This window comes from Mycobacterium avium subsp. avium, assembly GCF_009741445.1.
GTDB lineage: Bacteria > Actinomycetota > Actinomycetes > Mycobacteriales > Mycobacteriaceae > Mycobacterium > Mycobacterium avium.
The window spans coordinates 1,772,470-1,785,922 of record NZ_CP046507.1 but is presented as its reverse complement, the minus strand read 5'-3'; the positions used below and the strand labels follow the sequence as shown (position 1 = coordinate 1,785,922).

Genomic DNA, 13,453 nt, shown 5'->3' with positions numbered 1-13,453 from the left:
GGCGCCGGGGTGCCCGGGCGGTGGTGCAAAGCCGGCCCGTCGTGTAGAAGGTTCTGGTGCAGGATCCGCCGAATCGCTCGTTCGATCCGTCGCTGCTGCGCGAGGCGGTGATCCGGCGGATCTACCGCCGCACGTCGGCCGAGGGCACCATCAGGGTGCCGGCCGTCCCGGCCATGATCGACGAATACCTCCAGTTGTGTGGCAACGTCTGCGCCACCCTGGGCGTCTGGTATGCCCCCGAGCAGTTCGCGCAGCTGCGCTCGGCGCTGGAAGTCGAACTGGCCAAGGCCTTCAAGGCCTCCCCCCGGTCGGACGTGCTCATCTCGTATCACGCCCCGTTCGGCACGGGCGTGAACTTCCACGTCCAGGCCGACTGGCGCACCATCGAGGCCGACTACGAACAGTGGGTGGCCGTGCGTCCGCCGCCGCTGTTCGGCACCGAGCCCGACGCGCGGGTGCTGACCCTGGCCGCCGAGGCCGACGACCCCGCCACCTATCGGGTGCTCGACGTCGGCGCGGGGACCGGGCGCAACGCGCTGGCGCTGGCCCGGCGCGGTCACCCGGTGGACGCGGTGGAGATGACCGCGAAGTTCGCCGAGGCGATGCGCGCCGATGCCGAGCGGGAATCCTTGGGCGTCAACGTTATTCAAAGCGACGTGTTCACGGCGATGGAGAATACCCGCGACCGCTACCAGCTGATGGTGCTCTCCGAGGTGGTGCCCGACTTCCGCACCGCCCACGAGTTGCGCGGCATGTTCGAACTCGCCGCCGAATGCCTGGCGCCCGGCGGACGGCTGGTCTTCAACACCTTCCTGGCCCGCGACGGCTACGTTCCCGACGCCGCCGCGGTGCAATTCAGTCAGCAGTGCAACAGCATGGTCTTCACCCGCGACGAGGTGATGGGCGCGGCGGGCGGGCTGCCGCTCGCGCTCGTCGCCGACGACTCCGCCTACGAGTACGAGAAGACCCATTCGCCCGCCGAATCCTGGCCGCCCACCGGGTGGTTCGAGGGTTGGGCCGGTGGCCTCGACGTGTTCGACGTCGAACGGGACGACTCCCCGATCGAACTGCGCTGGATCGTCTTCGCCAAGACGCGCGCCGGGTGAGTCGCTCAGCGCGACGCGGTCAGGTCCCGGGTCGCCGGTCCTTCCAGCAGGGTGCCGTCGGGTGCGAAGCGCGACCCGTGCAGCGGGCATTCCCACGCCTTGTCGGCGTCGTTCCAGTTCACGATGCCGCCCAGATGGGGACACACCGGTGACACGCGGTGCTCGGTGCCGTCGACGCGGCAGCGGGCCTGTAGGTGCCACGGCGGGCCGCTGACCACACCGCCGTCACCGTCGACCGGGCTGCGGCGCCCGATCCGCACCGCCGGAGTGATCCAGCCCTTGGTCAGGTTGAAGCCGACCTCGAGGTTGGCCTGCACGGCGGTGGCCAGACCCGACAGCTCGTGCGGGCTCCAGCTGGCGAACGCGCGCGCCCAGTCCATTCGCCCGCCCAGGATCCGGCTGGACAGCGCCAACGCCGCCGCGGCCCCGTTGGTCATCCCCCACTTGTTGAAACCCGTTGCCACGAAAATCGTTTCGCTGTTGGGCAGGATGGGGCCCACGTAGGGCAGGTGGTCGATGGGCGTGTAGTCCTGGGCCGACCAGAAGTGAGTCTGCACCGCACCCGGAAAATGCTTGCGGGTCCACGCCGACAGTTCGTCCAGCGCAGCGGACGGGCTCTTCTCGCGGCCCACGGTATGACCCGCGCCGCCCACGATCAGCCGCTCCCCGTCGGGCACCGGCGCGTACCGCACCGAACGGGTCGGCGAGTCGGTGGAGATCATCATCGGCCGGGTGATGTTGCCGGGGACCTTGAAGGCCAGGCAGTAGGACCGGCTGGGCTTGACCCGGGCGAAATAGCCGCCGCGATCCAGGATAGGGATGCCGGTGGCGAGCACCAGCTGGTCGGCGTGCAGTTCGACGTCGTGGCCGGCGGCATCGCTGCCCTGGTTGGCGTGGACGCGCACCCCCTTGCCGCGCCAGGACACGCGCCGCACCCGGGTGTGCTCGACCAGCCGGCCGCCGCGGCCGAGCAGTTCGACGGCCAGCGAGTCGAGGAAGGGCATCGGGTCGAACTGCGCCTGGTCGGCCAGGCGCACCCCGCCGTGATAGGCGAACGGCACCTCGGCGTCGTCCTGCCACACCACCGGGAGCCCGACCGCCTGACAGGCCTCGAACTCGGCGCGCGCCGACGGCACGCCCCGGACGGACTGGGCGTAGGTGTAGGCGTCTTCGCGTTGCACCGCCACGCCGTGCGCCTCGCAGTGGCCCAACACCCATTCCTGGCCCTCGCGGTTGCCGTCCACGTACGCGCGCGTCACCTCCCGGCCGTGCCGCGGCAGCACCTTGGACAGCTGGCTGCCTTGCAGCAGGCTGATTTTCGCGGTGGTGTTGCCGGTCGCGCAGGCGCCCACCGTGCGCGCCTCCAGCACCAGCACGTCCTTGCCCGCGCGGGCCAGCAGCGCCGCCGTCATCAGGCCGGTGATTCCGGCGCCCACCACGATCACGTCGGCGGACGCCGGCCCCTGGTCAAGCTGGCTTGCGGCCCAAGGACGTTCGGTGCGCTCGCTCATCCACAAAGAAGTCACGGCAGTGCTGATACCCCGGCCCGGCCCGAAGAAACGCCGCGGGCTCAGCCCTGTCGTAGCCGGGCCCTGGCCTGCTGCAGCGTTTCCGCGGCGGCGCGGCTGGCCTTTTCCGCCGTGTCGTAGTCGCCCTCGGCGCCGCGCAGTTCCCGCTCGGCGTCCCGCAGCTCCCGGGCCGCCGCGTCGCGCCGCTGCCGGGCCGCATCGCGTCGGGCCCTGCCCTCGGACAACTCCGCGTCGGCCCGGGCTATGGCGTCTTCGGCGGCGGCGACGGCGGCGCGCAGCCGCTGCGCCTGCCGGTTCTGCGCGGCGGCGCGCGCCGGCTTTCGGTTCGCCGGCTCGGGCTCGGGGCTCGGGGCGTCACCCACGTCAGCCAAGTCACCCAAGTCACCGAAGCCCGACCACCGCTCGGGCCGGGTGAGCCGGCCCAGGCGCGCCCGCACCTGCGGGTCGGCGACGGCGGCTTGCAGCGTGCCGGTCAGGTCTTCGCGGACGGCGGCCGACGGCGTGCGCACGTCGGCCGCCCGCAGCGCGGCGCCGGTGAGTTCGTCGATGAGCCGGTGCTGCTCGGCGGACAATTCGCGAATGCGCGCCCCGTCCAAAGCGGCGTGCGCGGCCCGCAACCGCTCACCGAGGTCGGCCAGCCGCTGTCGGGCGTCCTTGTGCCGCAAGGCCAACCGGTTGACGATCCAGGCCGCCGCGGTGGGTTTGCGGGCCGCCGAAATCCGTTGGGCCGCGGCATCGTCGCCACGCGCCGAGGCCGCCGCGGCCAGCCGGGCGCGCTCGGCGGTGAACTGCTGCGGCGGCACCCAGTAGAGAGTGTCGAGGTCCTCGTCGGCCATGAAGCCATGCTCTCCCGCGGATGCCGGTCGGTTTAAAAACGGTACGTCCCGGGATACCTGACCTACAACATCGAGCACACCATCGTCGGCGGGTGATGAGGAAGCGGGATTCGAACAGCGTCATGGCGTCCAAGAGCAGCGATCGGCTCGTCGGCCGCATCCTCGGCGTCCGCCGGCCGCGCCGATTCCTGGCCGCGGTGTTCGTCGTCGTCGCGGTGGCCGGCGCTATCCAACTGGCGGAGGCCGCACCGTGCCCGCACGGCGGTTGCCCCGGCGGTGCCGCCCCGAAAACCACTGGGCCGGCGCGCGTGAGGATCACCCCGGGCCCCGGCGCGCGGAATGTCGACCCGGTCGCGCCGGTGCTGGTCAAGGCCGAGACGGGCACCCTGGCCGGCGTCGAAATGGTCAACGAGGGCGGCACGGCGGTGCAGGGCGTGATGACCCCCGACAACCTGGTGTGGAAACCCACCGTCGCGTTGGGCTACGGCCGCAACTACACGCTGACGATCACCAGCCGCGGCACCGATGGTGTTGAGACCAAACAGGTTTCGACGTTCTCCACGCTGCGGCCCTCGAACCAGACCAAGGTGTCGTTCACCACCACGTCGGAATCGCCGCTGCGCGACGGCGCGAGCTACGGCGTCGGGACGGTGATCGTCGCGCACTTCGACGAGCAGATCGCCGACCGGGCCGCCGCCGAGCGGCACCTGAACGTGACCACCAATCCGAAGGTCACGGGCTCGTGGTTCTGGGTGGACGGCCAAAACGCGCACTGGCGCCCCGAGCATTACTACGCGCCCGGCACCACCGTCACTGCCGAGGCGAAGATCTACGGAATTGCGTTGGGCGACGGCCTGTTCGGGCAGGACGACAGCCGGGTGTCATTCCGCATCGGCGACGCGCACGTCTCGATCGCCGACGACGCCACCCACCAGGTCAGCGTGTTCGACAACGGCGTCCTGGTGCGCACCATGCCCACGTCCATGGGGATGGGCGGCACCGAGAACATCGGCGGTCGGTCGATTTCGCTGTGGACCCCGCCGGGCGTCTACACCGTGCTCGACAAGGGCAACCCGGTCGTCATGGACTCCTCGACGTTCGGGTTGCCCAAGAATTCCCGGCTCGGGTATCGCGAAACCATCAACTACGCCACCAAGATCAGCTCGGACGGTATCTATCTGCACGAGCTCGACGCGACGGTGTGGGCGCAGGGCCACCAGGACACCTCGCACGGCTGCCTGAACCTCAACGCCGACAACGCGAAATGGTTCTACGACTTCTCGGTGCCCGGCGACGTGGTCGAGGTCCGCAACAGCGGCGGGCCGCCGCTGACGCTGGCGCAGAACGGCGATTGGACGCTGAGCTGGGATCAGTGGCGTCGGGGCTCCGCGCTCAAACCCACCTGAGGCGGGTGACGCAGCTCATTGGACACCGCTGTTGTGCTCCACTTCACAATAAACTCTTGACTCGTTCCAAATAAGTGAGTCATTCTGGTGCGGTGTCATCGACGGCCGATTACGCGGACAGGTTGCGGATGGCCGATCTGCGGGTGACCCGGCCCCGGGTTGCCGTGCTGGAAGTCGTGGACGCCAACCCGCACGCCGACACCGAGACGATCTTCTCGGCGGTGCGAATGGCCCTGCCCGACGTGTCCCGCCAAGCCGTGTACGACGTGCTCAACGCGCTGACCGCCGTGGGCCTGGTCCGGCGCATCCAACCGCTGGGCATGGTCGCCCGCTACGAGTCGCGGGTCGGCGACAATCACCACCACGTCGTCTGCCGGTCCTGCGGGACCATCGCCGACGTCGACTGCGCGGTCGGCGAGGCTCCCTGCCTGACGCCGTCGGACGACGACAACGTTCTCGACGGCTTCGTCCTCGACGAGGCCGAAGTCATCTACTGGGGCCTGTGCGCCGATTGCTCGACGGCAGGTTCTTGATCGCAGCCCGATTCACCCACCCTCGAAAGGAATGCTGTGTCATCTGATACATCCGCCAGCCGCCCACCCCAACCGGACACCGGGACGGCCAGCAAAAGCGAAAGCGAAAACCCAGCAATCCCTTCGCCGCACCCGAAGTCGAATGCCCCCCTGACCAACCGGGACTGGTGGCCCAACCAGATCGACGTGTCCAGGCTGCACCCCCATGTCGCCGAAGCCAATCCGCTGGGCGAAGACTTCGACTACGCCGAGGAATTCGCCAAGCTCGACGTCGAGGCGCTCAAGGCCGACGTGATCTCGGTGATGACCACCTCGCAGGACTGGTGGCCCGCCGACTACGGCCACTACGGTGGCCTGTTCATCCGGATGAGCTGGCATGCCGCGGGCACCTACCGCATCCACGACGGCCGCGGCGGCGGCGGGCAGGGCATGCAGCGGTTCGCCCCGCTCAACAGCTGGCCGGACAACGTGAGCCTGGACAAGGCCCGGCGGCTGCTGTGGCCGGTCAAGAAGAAGTACGGCAACAAGATCTCCTGGGCGGACCTGATCATCTTCGCCGGCAACTGCGCGCTGGAGTCGATGGGTTTCAAGACCTTCGGCTTCGCGTTCGGCCGCGAGGACGTCTGGGAGCCCGAGGAGATCCTCTGGGGTGAAGAGGACGAATGGTTGGGCACCGACAAGCGCTACCCGGGCACCGGCGAGCGCGAGCTGGCACAGCCCTACGGGGCCACCACCATGGGTCTGATCTACGTGAATCCCGAAGGGCCCGAAGGCAAGCCGGATCCGATCGCCGCGGCCATCGACATCCGTGAGACCTTCGGCCGGATGGCGATGAACGACGAGGAGACCGCAGCCCTGATCGTCGGCGGCCACAGCTTCGGCAAGACCCACGGCGCCGGCGACGCCGACCTGGTCGGCCCGGAGCCCGAGGCGGCCCCGATCGAACAGCAGGGTCTGGGCTGGAAGAGCTCGTACGGGACCGGCGTGGGCAAGGACGCCATCACCAGCGGCCTGGAGGTGGTCTGGACGCCCACCCCGACCAAGTGGGACAACACCTTCCTGGAGACCCTGTACGGCTACGAGTGGGAGCTGACCAAGAGCCCCGCCGGGGCCTGGCAGTTCACCGCCAAGGACGGCGCCGGCGCGGGCACCATTCCCGACCCGTTCGGCGGGCCGGGCCGCGCGCCCACGATGCTGGTCACCGACATCTCGCTGCGCGAGAGCCCGATCTACCGCGACATCACCCGGCGCTGGCTCGACCACCCCGAGGAGTTGGCCGACGCCTTCGCCAAGGCGTGGTACAAGCTGCTGCACCGCGACATGGGACCGGTCTCGCGGTTCCTGGGGCCTTGGGTCCCCGAACCGCAGCTGTGGCAGGACCCGGTTCCGCCCGTCGACCACCCGCTGGTCGACGACAACGACGTAGCCGCCCTGAAGGACAAAGTGCTCGCCTCCGGGCTGTCGGTGCCGCAGTTGGTCAAGACCGCGTGGTCGGCGGCCGGCAGCTACCGCAACACCGACAAGCGCGGTGGCGCGAACGGCGGACGGCTGCGCCTGCAGCCGCAGCGCAACTGGGAGGCCAACGAGCCCTCGGAGCTGGACAAGGTGCTGCCCGTGCTGGAAAAGATCCAGCAGGACTTCAACGCGTCGGCGTCCGGCGGTAAGAAGATCTCCCTGGCCGACCTGATCGTGCTGGCCGGCTCGGCCGCGGTCGAGAAGGCGGCCAAGGACGCCGGCTACGAGATCTCGGTGCACTTCGCGCCCGGGCGCACCGACGCCTCGCAGGAGAGCACCGACGTGGACTCGTTCGCGGTGCTCGAGCCGCGGGCCGACGGATTCCGCAACTTCGCGCGGCCCGGCGAGAAGGCCCCGCTCGAGCAGCTGTTGCTGGAACGGGCCTACCTGCTCGGTGTGACGGGCCCGGAGATGACGGTGCTGGTCGGCGGGCTGCGCGCCCTCGGCGCCAACCACGGAGGCAGCAAGCACGGCGTGTTCACCGACCGGCCGGGCGCGTTGACCAACGACTTCTTCGTCAACCTGCTTGACATGGGCACCGAGTGGAAGGCGTCGGAGACCGCCGAGAACGTCTACGAGGGACACGACCGGGCCACCGGCGCGCTCAAGTGGACCGCCACCGCGAATGACCTTGTGTTCGGCTCGAACTCGGTGCTGCGGGCGCTGGCCGAGGTCTACGCCCAGGACGACAATCAGGGCAAGTTCGTCGAGGACTTCGTCGCGGCCTGGGTCAAGGTGATGAACAACGACCGCTTCGACCTGAAGTGACACCGGGCGACACCCCACGAGTCACCGGCTCGCGGGGTGTCGTGCATTTAGGTCACCGCGCGAAGTCCCACTGCCCGTAGTCGGCGGCGAGGACGTCGTCGACGTCCACGTTGATGCCGCCCAGCAGCGGGCCCGGGCTGCCCGGGCTGTTGACCACGGCCTGGTACAGCACCGCCGCGGGCTCCCGCTCGCCATGCGACCACGACCGGGTCTGCCACGCCCACCGGTGGCCCGGAGTGCTGGACGGCCCGACGACGCCGTCACGGATCGCCCACCCGCACGCCCGGGCATGCCCGTAGATGCCGGTACGGCCGACGCCCAGCACCGAGTTGATCCCCCGAAACCATTGCACCGCAACGTTGTTCCACGTGTCGGCGTCGATGTCGTCGTCGACGCTGAAGAAGATGGGCGCCGAGTCCGGGCCGCCGGCCGCGGCGTGCAACTGCGTGGCCGTGTGCGCATCGGCGACGCCGCCGTCGTAGCCGCGGGTGAAATCCGACGGGTCCGGCCATCCGGGCTTGCCGTACTGGAAGTTGCTGACGATGTGCAGGCCCGCGGCGCGCAGCGCGTCGGCGTAGTCCCGGGTCAGCGGTTTGGCCTCGAAGTCGGCGCCCGGCCGCGACAGCGATACGTAGTTCACCACGCCGTCGTAGCCGGCCGCCTTGATCTCCTCGGGCGCGATCCTGCGCTCGGCAAAGTCGATCAGCTTCAGCCCGGCGGCGCGGGCGGTCGGACCGCCCGCGCCGGCCATCGTGCCCAGGCTCAGCAGCACCGGCGCCAGGGCGCATCCGGCGGCGTAGCCGAGGACCTCGCGCCGTGACGGCGGTCGTCGATCGCCGCGTGCACCCGGTCCGGCCGAATCCCGCACCGCGCGATGGTAGCAAAACCCGCGGTCGCGGTTTCGGGTCGTCGGCGCCGGTCAGCCGGGCGCGGCCGGTGCGCCGCCGGGCGCGCCGCGCGCCGGCCACCGACCGGTCGGACGGAGGACGCCCACGAGCCAGTGGCATGATCTTTGCGTGTCGGACATCCCGGGGGCCGCCTACGCGCGGGACGGCGGATTCCGGACTCGTTGCGCTCGCTTAGGTGATCGAACTATAGTCTGGACACATGTCCAGTTTGCTGTCGCGGAGTTCGGGAGTCCGTTGACCGCGATGGATTCGGCGCCATTCCGCGGTCATTTTCCAGCAAAGAAGAGTTGAGTATGCGAATTGCTCTGCTGTCCTACCGTAGTAAGACCCATTGCGGCGGACAGGGCGTCTACGTGCGCCATCTCAGCCACGGCCTGGTGGAGCTCGGTCACGACGTCGAGGTGTTCTCCGGGCAGCCGTATCCCGACCTGCTCGACCCGCGGGTCCGGCTCACCGAGGTGCCCAGCCTCGACCTGTATCGCGAACCCGACCCGTTCCGGGTGCCGCGGCCGAGCGAAATCCGGGACTCCATCGACCTTTTGGAACTGCTGACCACCTGGACGGCGGGCTTCCCCGAACCGCGGACGTTCACGCTGCGCGCCGCGCGGTTACTTGCCGGGCGCACAGCCGATTTCGACGTCGTGCACGACAACCAGAGCCTGGGCACCGGCCTGCTCAGCATCGCCGGCGCGGGACTTCCCGTGGTGGCCACCGTGCACCATCCGATCACCCGGGATCGGGTGCTGGATCTGGCCGCCGCACGATGGTGGCGAAAACCGTTGGTGCGCCGCTGGTATGGGTTTTTGGCCATGCAGCAGGAAGTCGCCCGCCACATCCCCGACCTGTTGACGGTCTCGTCGTCGTCGGCGGCCGACATCATCTCCGATTTCGGGGTCTCCCCCGAGCAACTGCACGTGGTGCCGCTCGGGGTGAACACCGAGCTGTTCAAGCCGGGTTCGGGCCCGCGCCAGCCCGGCCGGATCATCGCCATCGCCAGCGCCGACACGCCGCTCAAGGGCGTCCGCACCCTGCTGCACGCGGTCGCCCGGCTGCGCACCGTGCGGGACCTCGAGCTGCGGCTGGTGGCCAAGGTCGAACCCAACGGCCCCACCCACAAACTCATCGCCGAGCTCGGGATCTCCGACATCGTGCACATCACCAGCGGGCTGTCCGACGCCGAGCTGGCCGCCTTGTTCGCTTCCGCGGAGGCCGCCTGCATCCCCTCGCTGTACGAAGGGTTTTCGCTGCCGGCCGTGGAAGCCATGGCCAGCGGCACCCCGATCGTCGCCAGCCGGGTCGGCGCACTGCCGGAAGTACTCGGCACGGACGGCGCCTGCGCCGAGCTGGTGCCGCCCGCCGACGTCGACGCCCTCACCCGCGCCCTAGGTGAGCTGCTGGATTCGCCGGAAAAGCGCCGCAGCCTGGGCCGGGCGGGCCGCACCCGAGCGGTCGACGTGTTCAGCTGGGAAGCCGTGGCGGCGCAGACCGTTCGGGTCTACGAGCGCGCGATCGCGCGCAACGCAGCGGGCCGGGCGCCATGCTGACGGTCGATTTCGACCGGCTGGGCATCGGGCCGTCGAGCAAGGTCATCGACGTGGGCTGCGGCGCGGGCCGGCACGCGTTCGAGGCCTACCGGCGCAGCGCCGACGTCGTCGCCTTCGACCAGAACGAGGCCGAATTGCGTTCGGTCGACACCGTCCTGCGCGCGATGGCCGACAGCGGCGAGGCGCCGGCCGGCGCGTCGGCCACGGTGGTCGTCGGTGACGCACTCAAGCTGCCCTACCCCGACCAGACATTCGACTGCGTCATCGCGTCGGAGATCCTCGAGCACATCCCGCACGACGACGCCGCCATCGCCGAATTGATCAGGGTGCTCAAGGTCGGCGGCACGCTGGCGGTCAGTGTGCCCCGCTGGCTGCCGGAGCGGGTTTGCTGGCTGCTGTCCGACGAATACCACAGCAACGAAGGCGGCCACGTCCGCATCTACCGGGCCAGCGACCTGCGCGCCAAGATCCTCAGCGGGGGAATGACATTGACCCACGCGCATCACGCCCATGCCCTGCACTCCCCATTCTGGTGGCTGAAATGCGCTGTGGGCGTACACAACACCGATCACCGCGCGGTGGCCGCCTACCACAAGCTGTTGGTCTGGGACCTGATGCGGCGACCCAAGATCACCCAGCTGGCCGAGTCGCTGCTCAACCCGCTGGTGGGCAAGAGCGTGGCGATGTACTTCGTCAAACGACAGGACGCGAAAAGCCAAGCGACCGCGGGATATTCCATTGCATCGGTCTAGCCTGCCCGCGGTCCCCGGGGTGCTCACACCCGAGGAATGCCGGCAGACCGCGCTGTCGATCGCGGCCGAGCAGGAACCGTCGGGCGCCATCCCCTGGTTCGACGGCGGCCACACCGATCCGTGGGACCACGTGGAGTGCGCGATGGCGCTCACCACCGCCGGGCTGCTCGAGCCGGCCCGGGCGGCCTTCGAATGGAGCCGTCGCACCCAGCGGCCCGACGGCTCCTGGCCCATCCAATTCCGCGCGGGCGTCATCGAAGACGCCAACAGCGACAGCAACTTTTGCGCCTACATCGCCGCCGGGGTGTGGCATCACGTGCTGGTCACCGGTGACGACTCGTTTGCCGCCGAGATGTGGCCGGTGGTGCGCAAGGCCATCGACTTCGTCATCGACATGCAGGTCGGCTACGGCGAGATCACTTGGGCGCGAAGCGAAGCCGGCCTGTTGCCGGAGGCTCTGCTGACCGGGTGCTCCAGCGTGTTCCACAGCATCCGGTGTGCGCTGGCGCTGGCCGGCCTGGTCGACGACCCGCAGCCGGAGTGGGAGCTGGCGCTGGGCCGGCTGGGTCACGCGATCACCGCGCACCCGGAGGCGTTCACCGAGAAGGACCGCTACTCGATGGACTGGTACTACCCCATTCTCGGTAGCGCCGTGCGCGGTCCGGCGGCGGCCGCCCGGATCAAGCAGCGCTGGGACGACTTCGTGGTCGACGGCCTGGGCATCCGGTGCGTGGGCGATCGCCCGTGGGTGACCGGCGCCGAAACCTGCGAGCTGGTGATGGCGCTGGAGGCACTGGGCCGGCGCTCCGAGGCTCATCGCCAGTTCGCCGCGATGCAACACCTGCGCGAGGGCGACGGTTCATATTGGACGGGACTGGTTTTCGCGGACGGAAAACGCTGGCCCGAGGAGCGCACCACGTGGACGGGCGCGGCGATGATCCTGGCGGCGGACGCCCTGTCGGATGCCACCGCCGGCGCCGGGATCTTCCGCGGCGACGCGCTGCCGGTGGGCCTGCAGACCGACTTCGATTGTGAATGCGTGGCCAGCGGCCGCTGACGCTTTAGTCCTGTTCGACCGGCTCGCCCGCCCGGCCGCCGATCCGCTCCAGCACGCGCAGCGACCCGGTGGCCGACACCTCCCTGAACTGACCGGAATCGATTGCCCGGCAATAGATGTGATACGGCGGCCGGCCGCCGTCCCTGGGGTCGGGGAAGACGTCGTGAATGGCCAGCGCACCGCCGGGCGTCACCCACTTGGCCCATCCGTCGAAGTCCTGGTTCGCGGCGGTCTCGCTGTGGCCGCCGTCGATGAACAACAGCTGCAGCGGTGATCGCCAGCCCCGGGCCACGATCGGTGACTTCCCCACGACCGCCACCACGTGGTCGTCCAGCCCGGCGGCGTCCAGGGTGCGACGAAACGTCGGCAGCGTGTCGAACAGGCCGGTCACCTCGTCCACCAACGAGGCGTCGTGGTATTCCCAGCCGGCCTGGTGCTCCTCGGAGCCGTGATGGTGGTCGACCGTGTACAGCACGCTGCCGGTCTGTTGGGCCGCGGCGCCGAGGAACAGCGTGGATTTGCCGCAGTACGTGCCGATTTCGACGCCGGTGCCGCCGTCGAGGTAGCGCAGCGCGGTGTCGTAGAGCGCGCGTCCCTCCTCGGCGGGCATGAAACCCTGGACCTGTTCGGCCAGGGCGAACAAACGCTCGTCGACGTGATTCATCAGCCGAACCTATCGCCTTGCGCGACACCGCCGTCACCGTGGTCGATGTTCGCGCTGAGCGATCACCGCGGGCCGGCGCACCGGCTGTCCGGCGGGCGAAGCGACCGCGCCTTAACATCATCGGTGTGCGCGCCTCGTTGACCCGTGATCCCGGTGCCGTCCGCCCGGCCGTCGTGACCGCCGCTGTTGCCATGACGGCCGTTGCCATGGCGGCCGCCCTGCTGCTCCCGCCCGGCACCCCTGGGGCGGCGGCGCCCGCGTCCGCCGCGAACTGCACCCCGGTGCAGGTCGTGTTTGCCCGCGGCCGCAACGAGTCCCCCGGACCGGGCGTGCTGGGCAATGCGTTCATCAGCGCATTGCGGTCCAGGGTGAACAGGACCGTCGGCGTCTACGCCGTGCAGTACCCGGCCGACACTGAGGTCGCCCAGGGCGCCAACGACATGAGCCGCCACATTCAGGACATGGTCAACAGCTGCCCGGACACCCGGCTGGTGCTGGGGGGCTACTCGCTCGGCGCGGCGGTCACCGACGTGGTGCTCGCGGCACCCATCGGCGCATTCGGATTCGACAGCCCGCTGCCGCCCGGCGTAGACCAGCACATCGCCGCCGTCGCGTTGTTCGGCAACGGAAGCCAGTGGGTGGGTCCGATCACCAACTTCAACCCGACCTACAACGACCGGACCATCGAGTTGTGCCACGGCGCCGACCCGATCTGCAACCCGGCCGACCCGAACACGTGGAAGCAGAACTGGCCGCAGCATCTCGCCGGCGCCTACATCGACGCGGGCATGGCCGACCAGGCCGCCGACTTCGTGGCCGGCAAGCTCTGATCGAC

Annotated in this window: 12 protein-coding genes; 8 read left to right on the top strand and 4 right to left on the bottom strand. The window is 69.6% G+C overall.

Annotation, left to right across the window (positions count from 1 at the left end):
* Window positions 1–56: 56 nt before the first annotated feature.
* Window positions 57–1,106 (top strand): class I SAM-dependent methyltransferase, encoded by a 1,050-nt coding sequence (locus MAA44156_RS08270; protein WP_019732651.1) that lies wholly within the window; start codon window positions 57–59, stop codon window positions 1,104–1,106.
* 5 nt (window positions 1,107–1,111) lie between these two features.
* Here MAA44156_RS08270 and MAA44156_RS08265 read toward each other — a convergent pair whose 3' ends face one another.
* Both MAA44156_RS08265 and MAA44156_RS08260 read right to left on the bottom strand, forming a co-directional pair.
* Window positions 1,112–2,617 carry an FAD-dependent oxidoreductase gene (locus MAA44156_RS08265; RefSeq protein WP_009976849.1) on the bottom strand — a complete coding sequence of 502 codons (1,506 nt, stop codon included), beginning with the start codon at window positions 2,615–2,617 and terminating at the stop codon, window positions 1,112–1,114.
* 59 nt (window positions 2,618–2,676) lie between these two features.
* Window positions 2,677–3,471, bottom strand: coding sequence for a hypothetical protein (locus MAA44156_RS08260; RefSeq protein WP_009976850.1), 795 nt, complete (start codon window positions 3,469–3,471; stop codon window positions 2,677–2,679).
* Window positions 3,472–3,593: 122 nt separating this feature from the next.
* On the opposite strand from MAA44156_RS08260, the gene MAA44156_RS08255 reads away from it, so the two are divergent.
* The 3 genes from MAA44156_RS08255 (at window position 3,594) to katG (ending at window position 7,693) form a co-directional block, all read left to right on the top strand.
* Window positions 3,594–4,877, top strand: coding sequence for a L,D-transpeptidase (locus MAA44156_RS08255; RefSeq protein WP_009976852.1), 1,284 nt, complete (start codon window positions 3,594–3,596; stop codon window positions 4,875–4,877).
* A 92-nt stretch (window positions 4,878–4,969) separates the two neighbouring features.
* Window positions 4,970–5,410, top strand: a complete 441-nt coding sequence (locus tag MAA44156_RS08250) for a Fur family transcriptional regulator (RefSeq protein ID WP_023861604.1) — start codon at window positions 4,970–4,972, stop codon at window positions 5,408–5,410.
* Window positions 5,411–5,446: 36 nt separating this feature from the next.
* The gene (gene katG, locus MAA44156_RS08245) at window positions 5,447–7,693 is read left to right on the top strand and encodes a catalase/peroxidase HPI (protein WP_009976853.1); all 2,247 of its coding nucleotides are present in this window, start codon (window positions 5,447–5,449) and stop codon (window positions 7,691–7,693) included.
* Between the two features lie 52 nt (window positions 7,694–7,745).
* Here the strand turns inward: katG and MAA44156_RS08240 are convergent, their stop codons facing one another.
* On the bottom strand, window positions 7,746–8,561 hold the full coding sequence (locus MAA44156_RS08240) for a DUF1906 domain-containing protein (protein WP_009976855.1): 816 nt from the start codon (window positions 8,559–8,561) through the stop codon (window positions 7,746–7,748).
* Window positions 8,562–8,894: 333 nt separating this feature from the next.
* On the opposite strand from MAA44156_RS08240, the gene manT reads away from it, so the two are divergent.
* The 3 genes from manT to mmpH are packed head-to-tail and all read left to right on the top strand — an operon-like array spanning window position 8,895 to window position 11,954.
* Window positions 8,895–10,145 (top strand): MMP alpha-(1->4)-mannosyltransferase, encoded by a 1,251-nt coding sequence (manT, locus tag MAA44156_RS08235; RefSeq protein ID WP_023880043.1) that lies wholly within the window; start codon window positions 8,895–8,897, stop codon window positions 10,143–10,145.
* Window positions 10,139–10,897, top strand: a complete 759-nt coding sequence (locus MAA44156_RS08230; RefSeq protein WP_009976857.1) for a class I SAM-dependent methyltransferase — start codon at window positions 10,139–10,141, stop codon at window positions 10,895–10,897. Before manT ends, MAA44156_RS08230 begins: the two co-directional genes overlap by 7 nt.
* On the top strand, window positions 10,884–11,954 hold the full coding sequence (gene mmpH, locus MAA44156_RS08225) for an MMP endo-(1,4)-3-O-methyl-alpha-D-mannosidase (RefSeq protein WP_009976858.1): 1,071 nt from the start codon (window positions 10,884–10,886) through the stop codon (window positions 11,952–11,954). The genes MAA44156_RS08230 and mmpH overlap by 14 nt, the downstream gene beginning before the upstream one ends.
* Window positions 11,955–11,958: 4 nt before the next feature.
* On the opposite strand, the gene MAA44156_RS08220 is transcribed toward mmpH, so the two are convergent.
* Window positions 11,959–12,618, bottom strand: coding sequence for a class I SAM-dependent methyltransferase (locus MAA44156_RS08220; protein ID WP_009976859.1), 660 nt, complete (start codon window positions 12,616–12,618; stop codon window positions 11,959–11,961).
* A 191-nt stretch (window positions 12,619–12,809) separates the two neighbouring features.
* Between MAA44156_RS08220 and MAA44156_RS08215 the strand changes: the two genes are divergently transcribed.
* Window positions 12,810–13,448, top strand: a complete 639-nt coding sequence (locus tag MAA44156_RS08215) for a cutinase family protein (RefSeq protein WP_370445545.1) — start codon at window positions 12,810–12,812, stop codon at window positions 13,446–13,448.
* Window positions 13,449–13,453: the final 5 nt, after the last annotated feature.